17 protein-coding genes, 1 tRNA gene and 2 pseudogenes are annotated in these 20,848 nt (G+C 57.1%); 9 read left to right on the top strand and 11 right to left on the bottom strand.

Going from position 1 to position 20,848, the window contains the following annotated elements:
• Window positions 1-95, bottom strand: a pseudogene (locus ACVW0B_RS08205) (IS607 family transposase); the annotation flags it as partial.
• A gap of 67 nt (window positions 96-162) precedes the next feature.
• On the bottom strand, window positions 163-420 hold the full coding sequence (locus tag ACVW0B_RS08200; protein WP_457491425.1) for a gamma-glutamylcyclotransferase family protein: 258 nt from the start codon (window positions 418-420) through the stop codon (window positions 163-165).
• 89 nt (window positions 421-509) lie between these two features.
• Between ACVW0B_RS08200 and ACVW0B_RS08195 the strand changes: the two genes are divergently transcribed.
• On the top strand, window positions 510-2,858 hold the full coding sequence (locus ACVW0B_RS08195; RefSeq protein WP_457491424.1) for an AAA family ATPase: 2,349 nt from the start codon (window positions 510-512) through the stop codon (window positions 2,856-2,858).
• Window positions 2,859-3,059: 201 nt separating this feature from the next.
• Here ACVW0B_RS08195 and ACVW0B_RS08190 read toward each other — a convergent pair.
• Window positions 3,060-3,133: transfer RNA gene (locus ACVW0B_RS08190), tRNA-Pro, on the bottom strand.
• A gap of 290 nt (window positions 3,134-3,423) precedes the next feature.
• Here ACVW0B_RS08190 and rpsB point away from each other — a divergent pair.
• Both rpsB and tsf read left to right on the top strand, forming a co-directional pair.
• Window positions 3,424-4,218: a 30S ribosomal protein S2 gene (gene rpsB / locus ACVW0B_RS08185; protein WP_011433146.1), complete on the top strand. Its 795-nt coding sequence runs from the start codon at window positions 3,424-3,426 to the stop codon at window positions 4,216-4,218.
• Between the two features lie 144 nt (window positions 4,219-4,362).
• On the top strand, window positions 4,363-5,154 hold the full coding sequence (gene tsf, locus ACVW0B_RS08180) for a translation elongation factor Ts (protein ID WP_457384367.1): 792 nt from the start codon (window positions 4,363-4,365) through the stop codon (window positions 5,152-5,154).
• A 199-nt stretch (window positions 5,155-5,353) separates the two neighbouring features.
• Here the strand turns inward: tsf and ACVW0B_RS08175 are convergent.
• Window positions 5,354-5,537: pseudogene (locus ACVW0B_RS08175) on the bottom strand (hypothetical protein); the annotation flags it as partial.
• Between the two features lie 118 nt (window positions 5,538-5,655).
• Here ACVW0B_RS08175 and ACVW0B_RS08170 point away from each other — a divergent pair.
• From ACVW0B_RS08170 to ACVW0B_RS08160, 3 genes are read left to right on the top strand one after another with little or no spacing between them, the layout of a single operon-like run.
• Window positions 5,656-7,071: an amidohydrolase gene (locus tag ACVW0B_RS08170; protein ID WP_457441909.1), complete on the top strand. Its 1,416-nt coding sequence runs from the start codon at window positions 5,656-5,658 to the stop codon at window positions 7,069-7,071.
• A gap of 2 nt (window positions 7,072-7,073) precedes the next feature.
• The gene (gene queG / locus ACVW0B_RS08165) at window positions 7,074-8,075 is read left to right on the top strand and encodes a tRNA epoxyqueuosine(34) reductase QueG (RefSeq protein WP_457441908.1); all 1,002 of its coding nucleotides are present in this window, start codon (window positions 7,074-7,076) and stop codon (window positions 8,073-8,075) included.
• Window positions 8,076-8,101: 26 nt separating this feature from the next.
• Window positions 8,102-8,293 (top strand): hypothetical protein, encoded by a 192-nt coding sequence (locus tag ACVW0B_RS08160; RefSeq protein ID WP_414380595.1) that lies wholly within the window; start codon window positions 8,102-8,104, stop codon window positions 8,291-8,293.
• A gap of 493 nt (window positions 8,294-8,786) precedes the next feature.
• Here ACVW0B_RS08160 and dnaN read toward each other — a convergent pair whose 3' ends face one another.
• From dnaN to pyk, 4 genes are all read right to left on the bottom strand, one after another.
• On the bottom strand, window positions 8,787-10,163 hold the full coding sequence (gene dnaN / locus ACVW0B_RS08155) for a DNA polymerase III subunit beta (protein WP_457491423.1): 1,377 nt from the start codon (window positions 10,161-10,163) through the stop codon (window positions 8,787-8,789).
• Between the two features lie 741 nt (window positions 10,164-10,904).
• Window positions 10,905-13,187: a RelA/SpoT family protein gene (locus tag ACVW0B_RS08150; RefSeq protein ID WP_457491422.1), complete on the bottom strand. Its 2,283-nt coding sequence runs from the start codon at window positions 13,185-13,187 to the stop codon at window positions 10,905-10,907.
• 152 nt (window positions 13,188-13,339) lie between these two features.
• Window positions 13,340-13,570, bottom strand: coding sequence for a DUF4327 family protein (locus tag ACVW0B_RS08145; RefSeq protein ID WP_011433156.1), 231 nt, complete (start codon window positions 13,568-13,570; stop codon window positions 13,340-13,342).
• A 138-nt stretch (window positions 13,571-13,708) separates the two neighbouring features.
• On the bottom strand, window positions 13,709-15,568 hold the full coding sequence (gene pyk / locus ACVW0B_RS08140) for a pyruvate kinase (RefSeq protein WP_414408711.1): 1,860 nt from the start codon (window positions 15,566-15,568) through the stop codon (window positions 13,709-13,711).
• Window positions 15,569-15,738: 170 nt separating this feature from the next.
• On the opposite strand from pyk, the gene ACVW0B_RS08135 reads away from it, so the two are divergent.
• Window positions 15,739-15,981 (top strand): hypothetical protein, encoded by a 243-nt coding sequence (locus tag ACVW0B_RS08135; protein ID WP_457491421.1) that lies wholly within the window; start codon window positions 15,739-15,741, stop codon window positions 15,979-15,981.
• A gap of 87 nt (window positions 15,982-16,068) precedes the next feature.
• Here ACVW0B_RS08135 and ACVW0B_RS08130 read toward each other — a convergent pair whose 3' ends face one another.
• The 3 genes from ACVW0B_RS08130 to ACVW0B_RS08120 all read right to left on the bottom strand — a co-directional run bounded on the left by ACVW0B_RS08130 (window position 16,069) and on the right by ACVW0B_RS08120 (window position 18,720).
• Entirely contained in the window at window positions 16,069-16,731 is a 663-nt protein-coding gene (locus ACVW0B_RS08130) for a hypothetical protein (RefSeq protein ID WP_457491420.1), read from the bottom strand.
• Window positions 16,732-16,874: 143 nt separating this feature from the next.
• Window positions 16,875-17,633, bottom strand: a complete 759-nt coding sequence (locus ACVW0B_RS08125) for a GvpL/GvpF family gas vesicle protein (protein ID WP_457491419.1) — start codon at window positions 17,631-17,633, stop codon at window positions 16,875-16,877.
• Complete coding sequence (locus ACVW0B_RS08120) at window positions 17,599-18,720, bottom strand: sugar phosphate nucleotidyltransferase (protein WP_457491418.1); 1,122 nt, start codon at window positions 18,718-18,720, stop codon at window positions 17,599-17,601. The genes ACVW0B_RS08125 and ACVW0B_RS08120 overlap by 35 nt, the downstream gene beginning before the upstream one ends.
• Before the next feature lie 283 nt (window positions 18,721-19,003).
• Between ACVW0B_RS08120 and hisG the strand changes: the two genes are divergently transcribed.
• The gene (gene hisG / locus ACVW0B_RS08115) at window positions 19,004-19,711 is read left to right on the top strand and encodes an ATP phosphoribosyltransferase (protein WP_011433162.1); all 708 of its coding nucleotides are present in this window, start codon (window positions 19,004-19,006) and stop codon (window positions 19,709-19,711) included.
• 108 nt (window positions 19,712-19,819) lie between these two features.
• Window positions 19,820-20,614, top strand: coding sequence for a photosystem II manganese-stabilizing polypeptide (locus tag ACVW0B_RS08110; protein ID WP_457491417.1), 795 nt, complete (start codon window positions 19,820-19,822; stop codon window positions 20,612-20,614).
• Window positions 20,615-20,848 lie beyond the last annotated feature (234 nt).

The following is a 20,848-nucleotide window of genomic DNA, read 5'->3' as shown; positions in this document are numbered from 1 at the left end:
GCATTGATCCAGCCTTTCTGTTCCCATCGCCTCAAAGTGTGGAGACACACCCCAAAATAATCCGCCGCTTCTCTCGGTTTTACATACCTAGCCATGCCAAGCAGCCATACTGAACATACTGTACATTATTTTCAGTATAGTCCAGCGTATCATTGACTAGAGTCATGCTCCCGGAATTCCTTCATACCGATCCATCCTCTCCAGCCTGTCCGAGCTGCACAGATAGGCAACTCCCCACACAACCCCAGAGGGATCCCGGACAATGTTGGCCTTGCCGGTTTCATCGTTGCCGCGCTTGTTGAACGTCAGGCGGTATCCCTGCAAACGAGCACGCCTAGCTTCCTTGAAATCAACAGCACGGTGTCCCATCTGCTGGGCATCTAGGCTACTTCCGTATGCAAAATACCACTGCTCACTCATCTCTAGTTCCCTTGGTGTCGGGTGAACCCGCCTACCCAGAATTACACTGAGATATTGAGCACATTAGCATCACGGGATTCCGCCCCTCCATGAGCTACTTGGTTATCGACACCGAGGGCAACCCCAACCTGGAAGAGATCGCCCTTATCGACAGCAGCGGCAAGCTTATTTACCATGCCTACACCCAAGAATACTCGCCCCACCACCCCCAGCCCAAACCTTTGGCCCAAATCGTTGCTGACCTGCGGCGCTTGGCACAAGGCAAGACTCTTGTTTTCCACCAAGCAGATCACGACCTAAAAATCCTTAAACAAGCCTTTGACCAAGTTAACCAAGATTGGCTTCCTAACCCCATCTTCTGTACTTGGTCAGCCGCCAAGCAATGTTTTCCCAACCTCGCCGGTTACGGACTCGAGTACCTGAGCAAACATCTCGGGATCCAACTGGAGAGCGGTTACTTCAACTCCAAGTTGGCCCACGACGCCAGCTACGATGCCCTCTTTACCTACCACCTCTATCGCCACCTCACCCACGCTCAGCTCAAAGCCCAGAATGTTCCCAATCCTTTCGCCAACAGCAGAGTTGACAATCCCTTTCAGCATTATCCCGACGAGACCACCATCTATCAGCCTCAGTACCAGCAGCTCACTGCCACCCTACAGGACATCCAACGGGATCCCAACCACCAGAGCCGAGGGGTTGTCTTACTGGGAGAACCTGGATCCGGCAAGACCCACCTGATCATGCGGGTGGCCCAAAACCTCCTGCGCCACAACCGTCTCCTGTTTATCCCTCAGCCCACCCATCCCGACAACATCTACCACCACATCTACAGCCACACCCTGGAATCCCTGCGCGAACGGGTAGATGCCCATCACCACACCCAGCTCGACTACTTGATTGCCAAGAGCTTTGTGGAAATCTTGAAAACCTTCCCCCAAACCTCAAAAACTGAAGAGCTTCTCTCCATTCTCACGGCGGATCCCCTCAACCTCTTTCATTGCCTGGGAGCAGAAGGCACCGAGCGTCGTCGTCAACAATGGCAAGCCATTGAAAAACTGGTTCTGCGCTGGTGGGCAGAGCAAAACTTCCTTACCGGTTCCACCGAAAACATTCTCAAGGGCATCATCAAATACTGCAGCTACAGGGATCCCAACCGCCGTCACCAGATCATCCGCTGGCTCAGCGGTACCGACCTGGATCCTGAAGAAACCAACTTGATTGGGTTGCCCCCTTGGAGTGCAGATCTGGATCGCAACACCTTTGCCCTAGAAGGGATGAAAGTCATCGGCAGGCTTTCGCTGCTCGACCGACCTCTCATTATTGTCTTCGACCAATTGGAGGCTCTGGGCCGAGAGGAAAATCGAGATATCCTTCTCAACTTTGGCGATGCTCTAAAAGAGCTTTTTACCCGTATCCCCAACAGTCTGTTTATCCTCAATCTGTTCCCCGACCGTTGGCAACATTTCCAAACCCAATTTGACCGGGCTACCGTCGATCGCCTCTCCCAAACCGTCCTCTTCCTAGATCTCCCCTCTCTTCCCCAGCTTCAAGCCCTTCTCCAGAGCCGCCTGCCTTCAGGGATCCACCTCCAAGCTCTCTTTACCGCCGATGACCTAAGCGATATTCTTGGTCAACCCTCCATCCGGGCCATTCTCAACCGGGCCTCAGCCTACTATCGCCACTACATCAACGGGATCCCTCTCCCTCCCCAGGTGCAAGTTGTACCCACTGCCAGCAATCTAGCCGCCCGTGTCCAGCGGCTCGAAACTGAGCTGCAAACCCTCAAACAACTGCTCATCCCCCTTCTTCCTGCCCAGAGTCTCCTTGCTGTAGCTCCGCCTCTCCAGCCACCCAGCCTCTCTGAGGATCCTGCCGAAGTCTTGGAACCCTACCTCCGTGATACCGAGGCTCAGCTCCGCGCCGCCTATCCCCAAGAGGCGATCATCGACAGCACAGCCGATATCGGCAAATTGCGCACCATCGGCAATGCCCTACAAGGGATCCATCCTGTCCCCATGAGCACCCTGAAGCTGGGCAAACGCAAACTTCTAGATCACCTCTATTTCTCCGCCCAGAAGCGGGTGATCGCCTTTATCCAAGTGGGTCCCAGCAGCATGTATGGACAGCTCAATAACTTCAACCAATTGGTGATTGCTCACCCTGAGCTTCAGTTTCTTTTGCTACGGGATGCCCGCCTTAAGCCTCCTTCCAAAACGGCTACCGGCACCCAAGCGGCCTTGGCCGCCCTCAACAACAGCCCCAATGGCAAGTATGCTCTGCTCACCCAAGACGACCGCATCCATCTGGAGCTTATGCACAGGATGATCACCGACATCCAAAACCGCGACCTGGAAATCGACCTGACCCAAGCCGTTCGGTATTATCTTGACCACAGGGATCCCCCCCTTATTGCCTGGATCCTGGGCCGTGATTAAGCGCTCCAGATCCGTCGAAACCCCATGTTGTTCAAGGTCGGCTCCGCATCGGGATCCAGCACCGTAAAACCGGGATCCCATATTGTCCGGCCAAGCTTGTGACCTGATTCTTAAGGCTGCCGATCAACGGAGCCAAAGTACCTCAAAGTTTCCAGCATAGTGGGCTTTGTCCGGCTCAAGCCCTCCCCTGATTACTCAGTATCGGAGCGGCGGGATTTGAACCCACGACCCCCACTACCCCAAAGTGGTGCGCTACCAAGCTGCGCTACGCCCCGACGCACTTACGGGTAGAAGCCCATGAAGTGCCTAGCTAGTCTAGCATCGAATCGCGGCCAGAGTTAACCCCAAGCTGCGGGATCCCGTGGAAAACATGCTAGCTTAGTTAAGCCGTTAAGAAATCGCACGCCTGAACCACCGGGTGTCCTTACAGCCCTTTCGCGGTTTGCTGCAACAGCTCCTGAGTTCCTTGCCAATGGGGGTAGAGCGCTCTGTGCAGGTAACCGGCGGGAAGGCCGTAACTGGGATCCGTTCGGGCGGAGGCTAACCCGTAGGAGAGGAAAAACTCATGAGCGTAGTCAGTTTGCCTCAACTGTTGGAGGCAGGGGTTCACTTCGGCCACAAGGCCAGCCGCTGGAACCCGAAAATGCGGCCCTACATCTTTACCGAGCGGAACGGCATCCACATTATCGATTTGGTGCAGACGGCCCGCTATCTGAACGAAGCCTACGAGTATGTGCGGGATGCTGCTGACAGGGGTTGGCGCTTCCTGTTTGTGGGCACCAAACGGCAAGCTGCCGGGATCATCGCTCAAGAGGCTCGTCGCTGTGGCAGCTACTATGTCAACCAGCGCTGGTTGGGGGGTATGCTCACCAACTGGGCCACCATCAAAACCCGCATCGACCGCCTCAAAGAAATTGAGGAGATGGAGAGCAGTGGTCTTCTGGATCGCCTGCCCAAACAAGAGGCCAGCCGTCTGCGGCGAGAGTTGGCCAGGTTGGAAAAGTACTTAGGCGGCATTAAAACGATGCGCAAGCTCCCCGATGCGGTGATCATCGTCGATCAGCGGCGGGAGGCCAACGCCGTTCAGGAATGTATCAAGCTGAACATCCCGATCATCTCACTGCTGGACACCAACTGCGACCCCGATCTCAGCGATATCTTCATTCCCTCTAACGACGATGCCATCCGAGCGATTAAGCTGATTGTAGGCAAGCTGGCGGATGCCATCTACGAAGGGCGGCATGGGCAGCTCGACACCGTTGAGGAGGATGAGTACGACTACGAAGGGGCCATGGATCTGGACGACGACATTCTGGAAGACATGGAGGACGAAGAAGAAGGAGAAGCCGAGGAAGGCTAGACCGAGGGCAGGGATCCCGTGCAATCCGGGCACTTCCCTGCCTGTTCCCTATCCAGAGGCGTGTATTCTTGAAATCTAGGTTTACAATTCTACCGAAGCCCGCTCATTCTCACTCATATCCCGCCACATTCTTCCCGTTCTTTCATTCGAGGAGCCCTCATGAGCATTGATGCCAAACTGGTCAAAGAGCTGCGCGAAAAGACGGGCGCAGGCATGATGGACTGCAAAAAAGCCCTGGAAGATTCCGGTGGCGATATGGAGAAAGCCATCACCTGGCTGCGACAGAAAGGGTTGGCAGGGGCAGCCAAAAAGGCCAGTCGCGTCGCGGCAGAGGGGGCAGTTGACAGCTACATCCACTTCGGCAATCGAATTGGGGTGTTGGTGGAAGTGAACTGCGAGACGGACTTCGTGGCCCGCAGCGAAGATTTCAAGAAATTGGTGCAAGACATCGCCAAGCAGATTGCCGCCTGCCAAAACGTAGAATACGTCAGCGTTGACCAGATCCCTGCTGAAGTGGTGGAGCGGGAAAAAGCCATTGAAATGGGCAAAGAAGATCTGGCCAATAAGCCGGAGAACATACGCGAGAAGATCGTGCAAGGTCGCATCGAAAAGCGCCTGAAAGAGTTATCCCTGTTGGATCAACCCTTTATTAAAGATTCCTCGATCACGGTGGAGGAATTGGTCAAGCAGCACATTGCCAAACTGGGGGAAAACATTCGGGTGCGGCGGTTTGTGCGCTTTGTCCTGGGAGAGGGGATCGAGAAAGAAGAAGTGGATTTTGCTGCTGAGGTTGCCGCTCAAGCCGGTCTCAAGCCGGCAGAGGCCCCCAAAGTGGAAGAGACTCCACCCGCTCCTCCTGAAGAACCTGCCCCAGAACCGGCCCCTGCTGCCGAGAGCAAGCCGGCCAAAAAAGGCTCCGCCAAGAAAAAGAAATAGCCGGTCAAGGCTGAGCTGTAGGGCCATGTCGGCGGTGCAGAGGCGTTGAAACTGCGTTATGGAGAGTGTGGGCACCTCTATGTCGGCAGTTCTATAACCACTACGCTTGGGTATCCCTTGGGGGAAAGGCTAGGTTATGCATGCAAATGTTCTGATCCTGATACATTTACGCTGAACACTGCTGAACATCGCTGTTCAACTATGCAGCGATAGCATTCTGTTTGTTTCCAAACAGAATGGCGGTACCCCGCAAAGCTTTGAGTAGAATACCCAAAGCGCAGTTTCCGTGTCGTCTTACTACCAATTTTCTGCTTTGCTTTGGCTACCATGTTGGCAGACTCGAAAGTAAACAGAAAGATCAACTGGTAGTAATCCGTACTGAACATATTATACATTATTTTCAGTATAGTTGAGCTTATTATTGACTAGAGTCATGCTCCCGCCTTGGCAGGGTTAACTCCAGCACGCTAAGGTAGCAGACGGCCTTTTTGGATCCCGGGCATGAGTTTTATCTTGCGCAATGCGTTAATTCCCACCGCCACCGGCTACGAAACCGCAGATGTGCGAATCGAGGGGGAACGGATTGCTGCCATAGGCAGAGGGTTACCCGCAACGGGCGCAGACAGCCTGGAACTGGATGCCAGTAACCAACTCTTGCTGCCGGGCTTTGTCAATGCCCACACCCATTCTCCCGAAATGTGGCAACGAGGGATCATACCGCCCTATCCGCTGGAGCTGTGGCTGGCACAACTGCACGAGTACTCGCCGCCGGATCCGGAAAAAATCTATCTCAGCGCGCTGGGGACGGCGGTGGAAACCCTGCTGACGGGGGGCACCTCGGTGGTGGATCATCTGGTGTTGATCCCAGGCCAAGAGTTGGCCACCATTGAGGCGGCGGTACGGGCCTACCGAGAAGTCGGGATCCGCGCCTTCGTGGGCCCCTTGATCCAGGATCAGGCTCTCTCTCGGGGGTTGCCCAGCAGCTCCTCTTGGGATCGGGAGCCGGAAACCTATCCCCTCTCCACAGCAGAGGTGCTGGCCATTGTGGAAGAGGCGGTGCAGCGCTTTCACCGGCCAGAAGAGGGCATTACCCTCATGGTGGCTCCCACAGGGATCCAACTGTGCTCAGACGAGCTGTTCAAGGGCTGTGCGGAGTTAAGCCAGAAGTATGACCTACCCCGCCACGCCCACCTGTTGGAAACCCGCGCCCAGCAGATGTTGGCCCAGGAAAAGTACGGCTGTAGTGCTGTGGAGCATCTGGAGCGCTTGGGCTACCTAGACCGGAAAACTTCCTTGGCCCACTGCGTCTGGCTCAGCGATGCCGATATCGAGATCTTGGCCCGCACCGGCTCTACGGTTGTTCACAACCCCTTGAGCAACCTGCGCCTAGGCAGCGGCATTGCCCCCATCTTGAAATACCGCCGGGCAGGGGTGAACGTGGCCTTTGGCTGCGATGGGGCTGCCAGCAACGATTCCCAGGATCTCCTGGAGGCCATCAAAATCGGCACCATCCTGCACAACATCACCGATCCCGACTACCGCCACTGGATTTCTCCCCGCGAGAGCATCGAGATGGCAGCCCGAGGTGGGGCCATTGGCCTGGGGCTAGGGGAGGAGCTGGGATCCCTGGAAGTGGGCAAGCAAGCGGATCTGGTGCTGTACGATCTCACCCAACTGTCGCTGTTGCCCCGTACCGATCCCATTGGGCTGCTGGTGTTGGGTCGGCCCACCCAGGCAGTGCATAGCGTTTGGGTGCGAGGAAAACAGGTGGTGTCCGGCGGAGCCGTGACGACGGTGGATGTGGCCAAGCTGCGGCAGGATCTGTTTGCCCACAGCACCTGGGATCCCTTCCGCCGATCCCAGCAGGTGGCACAGCTGGAGGCCCGCTACCGCCGCGTGATGGGTTTGCCGGCATAGCCATGGCAGGGATCCCTGCGGGTTCAGAGGTCGACTGGGCCAGAGCCACTGCGCAGGTGAAACGACAGGCCCTGGCCCTGGGTTTTGACAAAGTCGGCATTGCCAGCATAGAGGATCCCCCCGACTTGCGGGGCCTGCAAGCTTGGCTGGCTGCGGGCATGGCCGCCGACATGGCCTGGATGGCGGATCCTAGGCGAATGGATCCAAAGCAGGTGCTGCCGGGGGTGCAGTCGTTGGTCTGTGTGGCTTTGAATTACTACACCCCCATCCGCCACAGCCAGGATCCCGGCAAAGGCAAGATCTCCCGCTACGCTTGGGGTCGAGATTATCACCGCGTGTTGGGACGGCGGCTCAAACAACTCCACCTCTGGATGCAAGCCCAGTTCCCAAATCATACGGGTCGATTCTACGTGGATACCGGCCCGGTGGCGGAAAAGCCCTGGGCCATGCAGGCGGGCTTGGGTTGGATCGGCAAAAACAGCCTGTTGCTCACCCGCGAGTACGGCTCCTGGATTTTTCTGGGGGTCATCCTGACCACCCTTAAGCTGGTTCCTGACCAGCCCCACACCGCTCACTGCGGCACCTGTACCCGCTGCCTAGAGGCTTGCCCCACGCAGGCCATCGTCAGTCCGGGGGTGGTGGATTCCCGCCGCTGCGTTGCCTACCACACCCTAGAAAGCCACGCCGAGCGGATCCCTGCCAAGATTGCCCAGAACCTGCACAACTGGGTGGCCGGCTGCGACATTTGCCAAGAGGTCTGCCCTTGGAACCAACGCTTTGCCCAACCCAGCCGGATCCCGGATTTTCAGCCTTACCCTTGGAACGTTGCCCCCGATCTCCAAGAACTGGCCCAGATGGAAGATGGGGAATTCGACCAGAAGTTTCCCGCCTCTGCCTTGCGCCGGCTCAAGGCCCACCGCCTGCGCCGCAACGCCCAAGCAGCCCTGGAAGGCAATTCCAGCTCTGCAGCTGGCAGCAACGATTTGGAAGCCCCCTCTACTTAACTTGGATACGCTTTCCTAGCAGGATCTTGCGGCCTCGAGGCCGGCGCCAGAAAATGGTGGGGCTATTGTCTCTGGGCCAGGGACGCAAGCTAACATACATGCCCTACCCTCTTTCTGAGGCCACAGTGCTGGGCCGCCATGGTCTTGCTCTCGTAGGAGCGGTTTTGCGCAAAGGACGTGTGGACTTGGTGCAGGAGTTTACCCACCGCTTTGTTTGAGCTGGATCGACTCAAACACAGTAGCCCCACCTAAAACACGGTCATTTCAAGCTAGATTAGGACACTGATACATTCACGCTGAACTCTCCTGAACATGGTTCAGGAAAGAAGCGATCGCATCCTGCCTATCTCTGAGCAGGAAGGCGGTATCCCGCAAAGCCCTGAGGAATACCCCCCGAGCGCTTTCCCCCTTCACTTCCCGGCAACCGTTGCGGTGGACTCAAGGATCAGGGGGAAACTTGGTCTACTATATCCCTCTCAATGACTTTTGCCAAACCGCCTAAAGCTCAGTAAATTCAGCAAAGTTCAGGGTTTTGGGGGTTAGAGGCATGCTCCCTGAACGCTCGGCGCCGCTTCCGCGACCATCCCTGGCTCCTTTCCCTCTGGGAGAGGGGGCAATGCAAACAACTGTAGATTTGTACAAACAACTGTAGATTTGTACTGAGATGATCTTGAGAGTTTTGGACTAGAGCTGGGTGGAGCTCTCCTAAGACTAGGTAGCCCGTAGCTGCACCGGCATAACCAAATAACAGAGCCGCATTGCCCCAAGGGGCTTCCAGATGGCCGGCTGCGTGGCGCCGTTTAGCTCCAGGCTCACCTGCTGCGTATGAAACACCCTGAGGGCATCCAGCAGGTAACGCACATTGAAGGCCAGCTCCAGGTCAGGACCAGACATCTGCACTGGCAACGATTCCTCGCCACTGCCCACATCGGGCGCCTCGGTGCTGATGCGCAGGGTTTGGGTTGCGGCAGAAAGATTGAACTTGACGATGTCGTTTCTTTGGGCAGCAAGTACTCCCACCCGTTCCAGCGACTCAATCAAAGGCCGACGCTCCAGGGTTATCTGCCGCTCAAATTGCCTGGGAATCAGGCGGTTGTAGTCGGGATATTGGCCCTCCAAGAGACGGCTGGTGATCCGCTGTTGGCACTGCGTTTTGCTGGCGCGAGGAGGCAGCACAAACTGCACCTGGGATCGGTCAAACCGCAATTCCACCGTAGAGGCCGCGGTCTGGGTGCCGAGGATGCGCTCCACCTCTCGCAAAGTGCGAGCGGGAATGGTGAAATCCAACCCTATTTCCCCATGGGCCGAAGCAACCGGGATCCCTTCGGCCTCCACCTGCACCATCGCCAGACGGTGCCCATCGGTGGCTGCAAACTCCAGGCAAGGGGGATCCCCTGGCAAGAGCTTGACATGCACTCCTGTGAGCACCTGCTTGGTCTCATCTCCAGAGGCCGCAAAAAGGGTTTGGCCGATCCCTTGCAACAGGCTCTCGATGGGCAGCTCCAGGGCCTGAGCTGTTGGGCTTTCCTCCCCCACAAAATCGCCATCTGCGTCGGCGGTGCGGAGCAGTATTTCCGGTAGGGTGGGGTACTCTTCAGCCGACATGCTGCGCACTTGGTACTGGCCGGCTGCCGACATGAGAATCACAGGGGCACTCTCCTTGGCTTGGCTGCTCGCGTCAAGAGTCACTGGGCCGCTGGGCAGACGGCTGACGATGTCGCTGAGCAGCTTGGCCGGCAGGGTGGTGCGACCGGATCCCCTGACCTGAGCCTCGAACTCGCTGCGAATGCACAAGTTCAAGTCAAAGGCGGTCAAAGCAACCCGCTGAGTTTCCGCGTCGGCCTCCACCAACACATTGGCCAAAACGGGCAGGGCGGGGCGGCTGGCCACAGCCCGTCCAACGGAAGTGAGGTGGTGGCTGAGATCGGCTTGCTCGCAGGTGAAGCTGAAACCCTCCGGAGACGAGTCCACGGCCCCGTCAAGGTATCCCTCCCCACGCTGAGGAGCTGCAGTCTTGCTGCTGCGCAACACTGCCGCAAATGACTCGGCCTCGAGTTCTCGATCCACAGGACGTTGAGCTTGCACCATGGGGGGCACTTGAGGGCTGCACACGCAGATCCTACACCGACTGCCCCGGTTGGATCCCTCCCCTTGCGGTCGAGTTTTGGAAAATTTGCCTCGCGCGTAGGACAGATCTGAAATTTCGATCCCTGCCTAATTTAATTTTTTGATCTAGTAGTAGTAGGGGCTGTGGAAACTGTGGAAAGTGATCGTCAACACCTTGTGCCATGAGCTTTTGAGCCTATTCCCCACCTGTGGAAAAACTGTGGATAACTTGGCCACTTTTCCACAGGGTATTTATACCTGTTAATAACTTGGGGGGTTTTTCCACAGGTTTTCCACAGATTTTCCAGGTTTTTCCACAGGTTTTCCACAGGCTAATGTTATGGTTTTCTGACAAATTCATAAAAATTAACGCACAGTCAGTGTGAGATCCCCTAAGGTAGTGAATCCTTCCCCCTAGATATGGCTGGGGATTCCACCGGAGCTGGGGCGGGCTTCGCTGGATTTCCCCAGGTTTTCCACAGGCTGTCGAAGAAAGCCTGGGATATTGCTCTGGGCTTGTCGGCCTTGCCTGGCCACCTGTGAGCTGACACGGGATTTTTGGCAAGACCCCAGAGGAGCGGGAAAGCGCTCTGCGCACCAGAAGCGGCAAAGGAGGTCAGGATGAGGATGGGACAGCGCCTGACCCAAAATTGGGCTGCTGCAGGAGCGAGTCGCAATAGGGATGCGGTCTAGAGTCCGTACCCGCGAAGGGCCAGGCGTAGGTCAACGGGATCCGTTTTGGTGATGGCGGGAGCGCAGCACGAGCACGTCAGAAAGCTGGCGCAGTTGACTTTGAACCTGGGTGAGCTGTTTTTTATCACGTACATCGATACAGAGATCGATCAGGGCGGTGCGGTTGGCAAAAGTTTGTACCTTGGCATTGCGAACATTGATACCTTGATCCGATAGGCGGGAAAGGATGTCCCGCAGCACCCCGACGCGGTCGATAACCTCCAGATGCAGTTCTACCGGGTAGATCTGGGTGCTCTGCCGCAGTTGCTCTTCGTTCCAGCGTACTGGCACCAGGCGTTCCCCCGAAACCTGAGCCACCCTTGGGCAATCCCGGTGATGGATGCTGATCCCCTTAAAGCGGGTGACTACGCCCAAAATCGGATCCCCCGGCAGCGGGTTACAACACTTGGCCAACTGGTGTTTCAGACCCTCCACCCCCAGAATGGGAGATTGGGATTTGACGGAACTGGAAGCCACAGAAGCCCGCGGCAACAACAGCTTGGATCCCTCAAGCGATTCCTCCTCTGTAGGGGGGGATACTGCCGGTTTGCTGACCTCCTGTAGCCGATGGATCACCAGCGTGGGGGTCGTCTCGCCATAACCCAGAGCGGCCAACAAATCCTCTACGCTGGCGTAGTTGAGCTTTTCGGCCACCTTCTGCATCCGCTCTGATTTGAGCAGGGCATCAAAGCCCGTTTTGCCCAGCTCCCGCTCCAGTAAATGCCGGCCCCGCGCGATGTTTTGCTCACGATTTGAGCGCTTAAACCATTGGCGAATGCGATTGCGGGCAGAGCTGGTGGCAACGAAATTGATCCAGTCCAGGCTGGGATGGGCATTCTTGTGGGTAATGATCTGCACGATGTCGCCGTTGCGCAGGCGGGTATCCAGAGGCACGATCTTGTTGTTCACCCGCGCTCCTGCACAGTGATCCCCAACTTCGGAGTGGATGCGATAGGCGAAGTCCACCGGACAGGATCCCTGGGGCAGGGCCAGCAAGTCCCCCTTGGGCGTGAAAACGTAAACCTCGCTCTCAAACAGATTCTCGCGAAGGGTGTCCAGATACTCCTTGTCATCTTTGAGGTCGTTTTGCCACTCCAACAGCTGTCGCAGCCAGGTGAAGCGCTCCTCGTCGGGCTTGACAGTGGTGCTGCCGGCCTCCTTGTACTTCCAGTGGGCGGCGATCCCGTACTCAGCCACGCGGTGCATCTCTTCGGTACGAATCTGCACCTCCACCGGTCGTCCCTGCAGGCCGATCACTGCCGTGTGCAAAGATTGGTAACGATTGGCCTTGGGCAGACCAATGTAGTCTTTGAAACGCCCAGGGATGGGGCGAAAGCAGTTGTGAACGACTGCCAGCACCCGATAGCACTCGCTGTTGGTATGCACGATTACCCGAACTGCCGAGAGATCGTAAATCTCGTGAAATTCTTTGTGCTGCTGCTGCATCTTGCGATAGATGCTGTACAAATGTTTGGGCCGTCCGCTGATCTCAAAGCGTTCCAGTCCCGCTTGAAGAAGGTTCTGCCGCAGCTCTTCGATAAAAGCTTGGATCTCGGCCTCTCGCTCGGCGCGCTTGGCGTTGACCAATTCCTGAATCTTCCGGTAAGCCTCGTAGTCCAGATACTTAAAAGCCAGGTCCTCCAGTTCCCATTTGAAATGCCAGATCCCCAGCCGGTTGGCCAAAGGGGCGAAAATTTCCATGGTTTCGGCTGCAATTTGCCGTTGCTTACTGGGGGAGAGATACTGCAGCGTGCGCATGTTGTGTAAGCGATCCGCCAGCTTGACCACGATGACTCGAATATCTTTGGCCATGGCCACAAACATGCGGCGGAAATTTTCCGCTTGCTGCTCGGTTTTGCTGGAGAAATTGAACTTGGAGAGTTTGGTAACTCCTTCTACCAGTAGGCGAACTTCAGAGCCGAATTCAGCTTCCAGGGCTTCTGGGGTAACTTCTGTATCCTCAATAACATCGTGCAAAAGGCCCGCTGCCACCGTCACCGCATCTCCCCCCAGCTCCCGCAGGAGAGTGGCCACGGCTACCGGATGGGCAATGTAGGGATCCCCTGATTTGCGTTTTTGGCCCTGATGCAAACAATAGGAAAACTCAAAGGCACGGCGCAGCAGATCGGCTTCTTCAGCCGTGTAAGGCCGCAACCCATCGCCGGGATCCTCGGCACCGGAAAGCAGAGCACGCAGCCACCCTGGCACCTCAAAACCGAGGCTATTCAGGTCGAGACCTCCATCTGAGGTGGCAATGACAGCCGTCTGACCCATGCGAACCCGGCGAAAAGGGATGTTTGATTACTGACTATAGTTCATCCAGCTTAGCCGCCGACAGATTAGAGGAGGAAAAAACGGCTGGAATAATAAAGAGGCATTGGCTGTCTGCCAACGCCGACCGCTTGCCATCCTCGGCAGATCGAGGCTTAGTCTTCGCCCCACTCCTCGCAGTCGCCGATCAAATCGCAGAGGGGATCCGAGGGGCAGTAGTCTTGCAGCTCCAGCTCTTGGGCAATCGCCTGCCACTCCCGCTGCGGGAAAAAGGGTTGCAGGTGGGCAATGGCTGCAGAGCGGCGTAAGACCCCCTGCTGAATGAGGCGACGAGCTTCCTCCTGGATGGCCTCAACCGCATAGTGGGTGGCTTGTAAAGTGGGCATAGCTTAACCTACACGTGGAATGGATGGGACGTACCGAAGGGTCAGGGAAAATCTTGCCTCGCTACCCCCATCATAGAACTGGGTCTCGTTTCGTAGCAAGAGATACAAGTTTGTATTGCAGGCAACCTTAAGGCCCGCTTAAAAGCCCAAGCCATCGGCTCCTGCGGTCACTATGCCTTTTTCTGGGTTCAGAGTGACGATAGATCCATCCCGGATTAAGCGGGTAGCATCCTTGACCCCCACCAGCACCGGCACCCCCAGCCGCAGGCCAATGACTGCTGCATGAGAGGAGGCTCCCTCTTCCTCGGTAATCACCCCGGCTGCCTGTTTGATCGCCTCCACATAGTTGGCGTCGGTGGATTGGGCAACCAAAATGTCTCCGGCGGTAATTTTGCTGGCATCGAGGCTGGATCTCAAGATGCGGGCCGGGCCGCTGACAATGCCTTTGCCAAACCCTTTGCCTTGAGCCACCACCGCTTTCACCACATCCACCTTGATCAGATCGGTGGATCCCGCAACGCCTGGCAGGGTTCCTGCACTGAGCACCACCAAGTCGCCATCCTTGAGCAAGCCATCTTCCTGAGCCAAGCTGATGGCCGCTTGAAAGGTCTGGCGGGTGGTGGCCAAATCCATAACCAACAGCGGATGTACCCCCCAAACCAACTGCAGCCGCCGTGCCACTTCCACATGGGGGGTTACGGCTAGGATGGGAGTGCGGGGGCGAAACTTAGAGACATTGCGAGCAGTAGCCCCTGTTTTGGTCAGGGTCATCACGGCTACGGCATCCAACTCTTGGGCGATCTCCCCCACGGCGCGGCTGATCGAGTCGGTGATCAGGGTTTTGGGCCGCATTCCGGCAGGACTGTTGCCGTTGTTTTGGCTCAGCTCCTGCATGGCAAGGGCGCGAAGGCGTTGTCGTCGGTCGGCGGAGGTCAGGTCAAAGTAATCGCGCTCGGTGCGCACGGCAATGCGGGCCATGGTGGCAACGGCCTCGACAGGGTATTTGCCCACAGCCGTCTCGTTGGAGAGCATGACGGCATCGGTGCCATCCAAAATGGCGTTGGCCACATCGGAGATTTCGGCACGGGTAGGCCGGGGGCTGTGCACCATGCTGTCCAGCATTTGGGTGGCCGTAATTACCGGGATCCCCAGGGAGTTGGCCAGGGCGATCACCCGCTTCTGCAGGATCGGCACCTCTTCCGCAGGCAGCTCTACCCCCAGATCTCCCCGCGCCACCATCACACCGTCGCTGAGGGCCAAAATCTGGGGCAGCTGTTCGATGGCCTCGTGTTTCTCGATCTTGACGATGATGGGTACCCGCTTGTCGGCTGAGCCGGAAGAAGGCCGTTTGGCTGAGGCAATGAGCTCCCGCAGCTCCAGCACATCAGAGGGATCCCGCACAAAGCTGAGGGCCACCCAATCCACCCCTTGGTTGAGGCCGAAGTAGAGATCTTCTTTATCCTTTGGGGTCACGGCGCGGATGCTCAGGCGCACACCGGGGAAATTGACCCCCTTGTTGTTGGAGAGGGTACCCCCGACAATGGTGCGGCAGAAGAGTTCGCCCGCTTCCGGATCCACGGCTTCCACCCGCATCTCCACTCGACCATCGTCGATGAGGATCGTCGCTCCTTCGGGCACTTCTTGGGCCAGCTTGTCGTAGGTGACCCAACTGCGCTCTTGGGATCCCAAGACAGGTTTGCTGGTCAACACAAAGGGATCCCCTGCCTTGAGGGTGATCGAGCCTTCGGCGAACTTGCCCAGGCGGATTTTCGGCCCCTGCAGGTCTTGCAAAATGGCGACCTGGATGCCCAGATCCATCGCGGTTTGGCGGATCAGGCGAATGCTGCGGCGGTGTAGCTCGTGATCCCCATGGGAGAAGTTCAGGCGAAGGGTGGTTGCCCCTTGCAGGATCATCTCCCTGAGAATGGCTGGATTTGAGCTGGCAGGGCCGATGGTGGCAACAATTTTGGTGCGTCGAAAAGAATCCCTCAAATGCATGTCCACTGTTCCCAAGGGAGAGCAGCCCAGATCCTTCCCCCACATAGGGATCTCTCTGATTACGATAACCCGTTATGTCTTTTTTGAGGCACCGCTTTTTTAAAATCCCCAGCGAGAGAGGATGGGAAAATAGGCAAAGCAGAGTGTAGAGATCCATCTGGAGTCGAGCGATGCCGGTTGCCCCCGAATACGCCTTCCCCTTCGAGCACCATCAGAAGTTCTCTCTGGATAACCCCACCATCTCCAGCCCAGGGGTTTCCAAGCGGGAATACATAGCCAGCAGAGTACTGCAGGGTATCGTGAGCAATCCCCAGACTCCTGTTGGTGATTTGTCTCCTGAGCAACGACAGGCTTTGGTCTATACGGCGGTGTCATTGGCGGATGATTTGTTGGCCGCTCTCAGCGCCCAGTAGATCAGCACCCAGTAGAGAGGCCACCCTCTGCGGTTGAGGTTTAGGCTGAGGTTAGCTGCTTGCGGCAGCGGGCCGTAGGCTCTGCTGCTACCTACGCCGCAGCTGTTGCGTCAACTCTTCCCCCAAGCGCATCCATTTTGCTATCTCTTCGGGACTCACCTGTCGGTCATTTTGCCAAAGAATGAGGTGGGCGCCAGCTCCTTCGGCGCAATAGTTGGGATGCTGCTCCCAAAAACCAAGGACGCCAGGATGGAACCGCAGCCGAACTTGGGCTTCATTCTCTCCTCGCAAGAGATAGCTCCGGGAGAACTTAGGGTGGCTCTCGAAATTGATATCTTGCATGCCAAAAGCTTTGGCGATGCCATGGAAAAGGGCATTTTCGGGGTGCAGCCGAAAACGCGGCAGATGAAGATCCTCGTGATAGGCGTAGAAGACGGACTGGCGATAAGTGCTGGAACTCTTGCCACTGCCGCTGGTGTATTGGTAATCAAAAACGGTAATCTCAGTGCCATCGATCAGCCGCTTGGACATCGAATTATAGAAACGCCGCCCATGGCCTCGTTCAAACAGTCCAAAGCCTGCTTGCAACAAGCGAGATCGAATCTCTTCAGGCAACTGGGCAGAAAAGCGCATTCCTAGCTGTGCAGCTACCCGCTCCAGAGCTTCTCGACGTTTCTTTTCGTGGTAAAGGGCTAGAGCCAAGATCCCGGCAGCCAGAGCTAAAAACAAGATAAAAATAAGCAACCCCATACCGTCTCCCTCGGCTTAGCCACTGCAGTGCCTATCCCCACAATACCTGAGCGGATCCCCAAAAGGATCCCTGCCTTCGACCATTCAGCCGAGCGGTCTCCTCTTGTCTTTTGTAGAGAAGTGACCCAATACAGCTGAGTGTGTCAAAGTTTGACGAAATTGTAGGGAGCGGTGAAGTTGTTGTAGCGAATGCGCAGCCGCCCTTGAAAGGTGTGGTCTAGCTCCTCCACTTTTTGGGCAAAAACCGGCTCATCTTCCCAATTGATCAAAAACGAGCCGTTGTAGGCCATGTTTTCGGTGAGCAGATCTCCTTCCACGCGGTCGCTGGCCAAGGGGCTGAGGGCTGCTGTAAAGGTCTGGGCAATGCGCTGACGCCGCTGCTCCAAGAGTTGCTCTAGAGCCCGTCCGATCTCGACTACCGCGTCCAGCCCCAGAGGAGCGCCGGCCATTTCGTCCCGCCGAGCTTTGAGGGCAGGGTTTTCCTCTAGCCCCAGCTTGAGCTCCTGCTCGGGATCCCAGAAGACTTTGACTCCCACCTCCCGCTTGCCCTCCAGGCGCTCCAGCAGAGCCAGCAGATCCGCCAAGCGGGGCTGCACCAAGTCCCGTTCCACCTGCTCCCAGCCGCTCACCACCAGGCCAAATTGCAGAGGCAGCAGAGCCCGGTGTCCCTCGTTCATCACTTTTTCCAGCACGGCCTCATGGGCGAGCAAGTTGGCCCGGCTGGCCAGGTAGCGCTCCTGTCGAGCCTGGGAGTACAAGAAGGCCAGGGATCCCAGCCCATGAACCTGCACCGGCTGCTTGTCCAGCCCCACCACACTCAGATGACGCGGGCCGGGGGCAGCGACGATCCCGTAGAGGTAGAGGGAGCTATGGGGATTTGCCGTTGGCATTGCTGCGGGCATCTCCGATCAGCCACGTGAGGTTGGACTCTTCGGTGTCGATGGCATTGCCATCCGAGGAAATGCAGTAGCGACCCATCACCATCTGGTGGCGTAGGGTCACGCCTGCCGCAATCTGGGTGTAGTTAAAAATCAAGCTGCCATCCAGCGTACACCCTTCATTCAACACACATCCGTAGCCAATTGCCGTGGGGCCGATGAGTTTGACCCCGTCCGCCAAATAGCTGCTGGCCCCGATGTAGACCGGTGGCTCGATGTGGATGCGATCCCAGTTGGCGCGGATGTTGATCCCCGTCCATACGCCGGGTTGAATCTGGATCCCGGGCACCTTGACCCCCTTGATCTCGCCGCGCAGCACTTTTTGCACTGCCAGCCAGTAGTCGTGGGTGCGGCCAATGTCCACCCACTGAAAGTCAGCCGTGATCCCATAAAAGGGAGCGCCCGCTTTCACCAAGGCCGGGAAGAGATCGCTGCCGATGTCGTAGGGGCAGCCGGGGGGAATGTAGTCGAACACTTCCGGCTCGAAAACGTAGATGCCGGTGTTGATGGTGTGGCTGAGGGCCTCTTCCCGCCTGGGCTTTTCTTGGAAGGCAGTGATGCGACCCGTCTCATCGGTTACCACCACTCCGTAGCTGGAGACCTGGCTGGGATCCACCTCCCGCAACACCACGGTGGCCAGCGCTCCCTTGGCTTTGTGGAAGTTGACGATCTGCGTGAGGTTTAGGTCGATTAGCGCATCCCCACAGAGCACCACAAAGGTACTGTCGAAAAATCCGGAGAAATCCTGGATCTTGCGCATACCGCCAGCGGAGCCCAGAGGTTCGGCCACCGGCTGGCCGTTCTCAAAATGGCCTTCGAAGGAAAAGCCGATGTGAACCCCCCATTGCTGCCCATCTCGAAAGTAGTCTTCGATTTGGTGGGCCAAGTGGCTGGTGTTGACCATGATCTGGTCGAAGCCGTGTTCCCGCAGCAGCTCCACCAAAAATTCCATGACAGGCTTGTGCAAAATGGGGATCATCGGCTTCGGCATCATGTAGGTGATGGGCCGCACCCGCGTGCCTTTGCCTGCTGCCAGGATCATGGCTTTCATGCCGTCATCACTCCTCCGGGCTAACCGTGCTCTGACTTTATCATCCCAGGATCGGCATTCCAGAGAACCGGCGGGGCTTTCAAGAGGCTGGGGAATCGCTGCTGGGATTCCGATCCCCTACAATCAAGGGGGCTTGCTCTTCTGGGCATTTCGCCAAGGGTTTCCCCTGAGCCCCTCGTTTTGCCCCGTCTCTCCTGAGAGTTCCACCCGGCAGACGGGGATCCCAACATTCTTATATCGATTGCTCCCAGCTCAAGTTCAGAACTCAGATCGGCAGAGGAAGATGCTGGATGGCCGTCCCGACAGCCCACCCATCACGATTGCCCTGGCCAAGGGGGCCTTGCTGCCTGAGGCCATTCAATGCCTGCAGCAGGTGGGGATCGATTTCAGCCGTTTTTTGGATCCCGGCAATCGCCTGCTGCGGATTGAATCCCCCACCCGGCTGAACGGACAACGCTACGAAGCGCTGCTGGTGCGCACTCACGATGTGCCGGTGTACGTGGAGTACGGGCAGGCGCAGTTGGGCATTGTCGGCTACGACGTCTTGCGGGAGCGCTATGCCGGCACCGAAGCGCGGGTGGCCCACCTGTTGGATCTCCAATTTGGCCACTGTCGCATGTCGGTGGCCCTTCCCCAAGATAGCCCCTACCACTCGGCAGCTCAGTTGCCTGCTCATGCCCGCGTGGCTTCTAAGTTTGTCGGCTGCGCCCGGGAGTATTTTGACCGCCTGGATTTGCCGGTGGAGCTTATCTCTCTCTATGGTTCGGTGGAGTTGGCCCCCCTCACCGGCATGGCCGATGCCATCGTCGACTTGGTAGCCACAGGGCGCACCCTGAGGGAAAACGGCCTGATTGAGCGAGACTGCCTATTCGAGAGTACAGCTCGCCTGATTGCCCATCCCATCAGCTACCGTGTCAACCAACAGCCTATCCGCGAGTTGATCACCCAGATTCGGGAACGCTGGCTGGGATCCCTGTTGGTGGGTGGCTAATTTTGAGGCACTTCCTCTGAGGGGGATCACGATTGCGTACAATGGGGGCATTCGGGCTTATTTCCCCCAGCAGCGTTCAGATTCAAAAAAGGTTTTTCGAGGTTGATTATGCGGTACCGTCCACTGCTCGCCATCCTGTTGGCGCTTTGTTTGAGCGTCTTTGCTGTTCCGGCTAAGGCTGCCAAGGCGCCGCTGACCTATGACCAGATCCGCAACACCGGCAAGGCCGCCATTTGCCCTTCGGTCTCGGACAACGCCCGGGGCCGTATCGAAGTGCCTAGGGGGGGATCCCTGAAGCTGACGGATGTCTGCTTCCAGCCGGTGCAAATTGAGGTGGAAGAGGAAAAGCGGAACGGCGAGAAAGAGTTCATCAAGGCCAAAAACATCATGATCTCAGCGGCCACTCTGGGGCCGATTAAAGCCGAGGTGACTCCCAAAGACGGCGTGCTGGAGCTCAAAGTGGTGGATGGGATCACCTTTCAGCCGACCACCGGCCAAATGCCCCGCCGCGAGCTGGTGCCGTTTCTGTTTAGCGTGAAAGACTTGGTCGCCACTGCCCAGGGCTCCGCCATTGACCCTTCGACCGATTTTGAAGGGGAGTTCTTGGTGCCCGGCTATCACAGCAGCACCTTCCTCGACCCGCGCGGGCGGGGATCCAACACCGGCTACGACACTGCGGTAGGTCTACAGGCTGCCAAAGATGATTTTGCCACCAACCGCAAGGTGGACGAGGTTTCCCAGGGGAAAATGTCGCTGCGGATTGCTCGCGTGGATCCCAGCACTGGCGAAATGGCGGGATCCTTTGTTAGCATTCAGCCTTCCAGCACCGAGCAAGGGGCGATGGAACCCCACACTGTTCGCATTCAAGGCCTGTTTTACGCCCGCCTGGCGGGAGAGTCTTGAAAGCGCCTGAGGGCAGAGAATAACCCGCCTCAAACCAGGATGGGCAGGGATCCCGGAGATCTCCGCCCGTTTCTGTTGGCTATGTTCTCTGTCCAGGTTGGCCCCTTTTGCCTGTTGGGGAAGTGTGCAGCGATAAAGTCTGGGCCAGATGCCGCCACAGGTTCATTTGCAGATGGCCGATGCCACTAACCTGCCTTTTATGTTGACTCTGGACCCAAGGGGACTCTCAATCTG

Source organism: Thermostichus sp. MS-CIW-23, assembly GCF_054059455.1.
The sequence above is the reverse complement of the archived record's forward strand: the minus strand, read 5'-3'. Positions and strand labels throughout refer to the sequence as shown.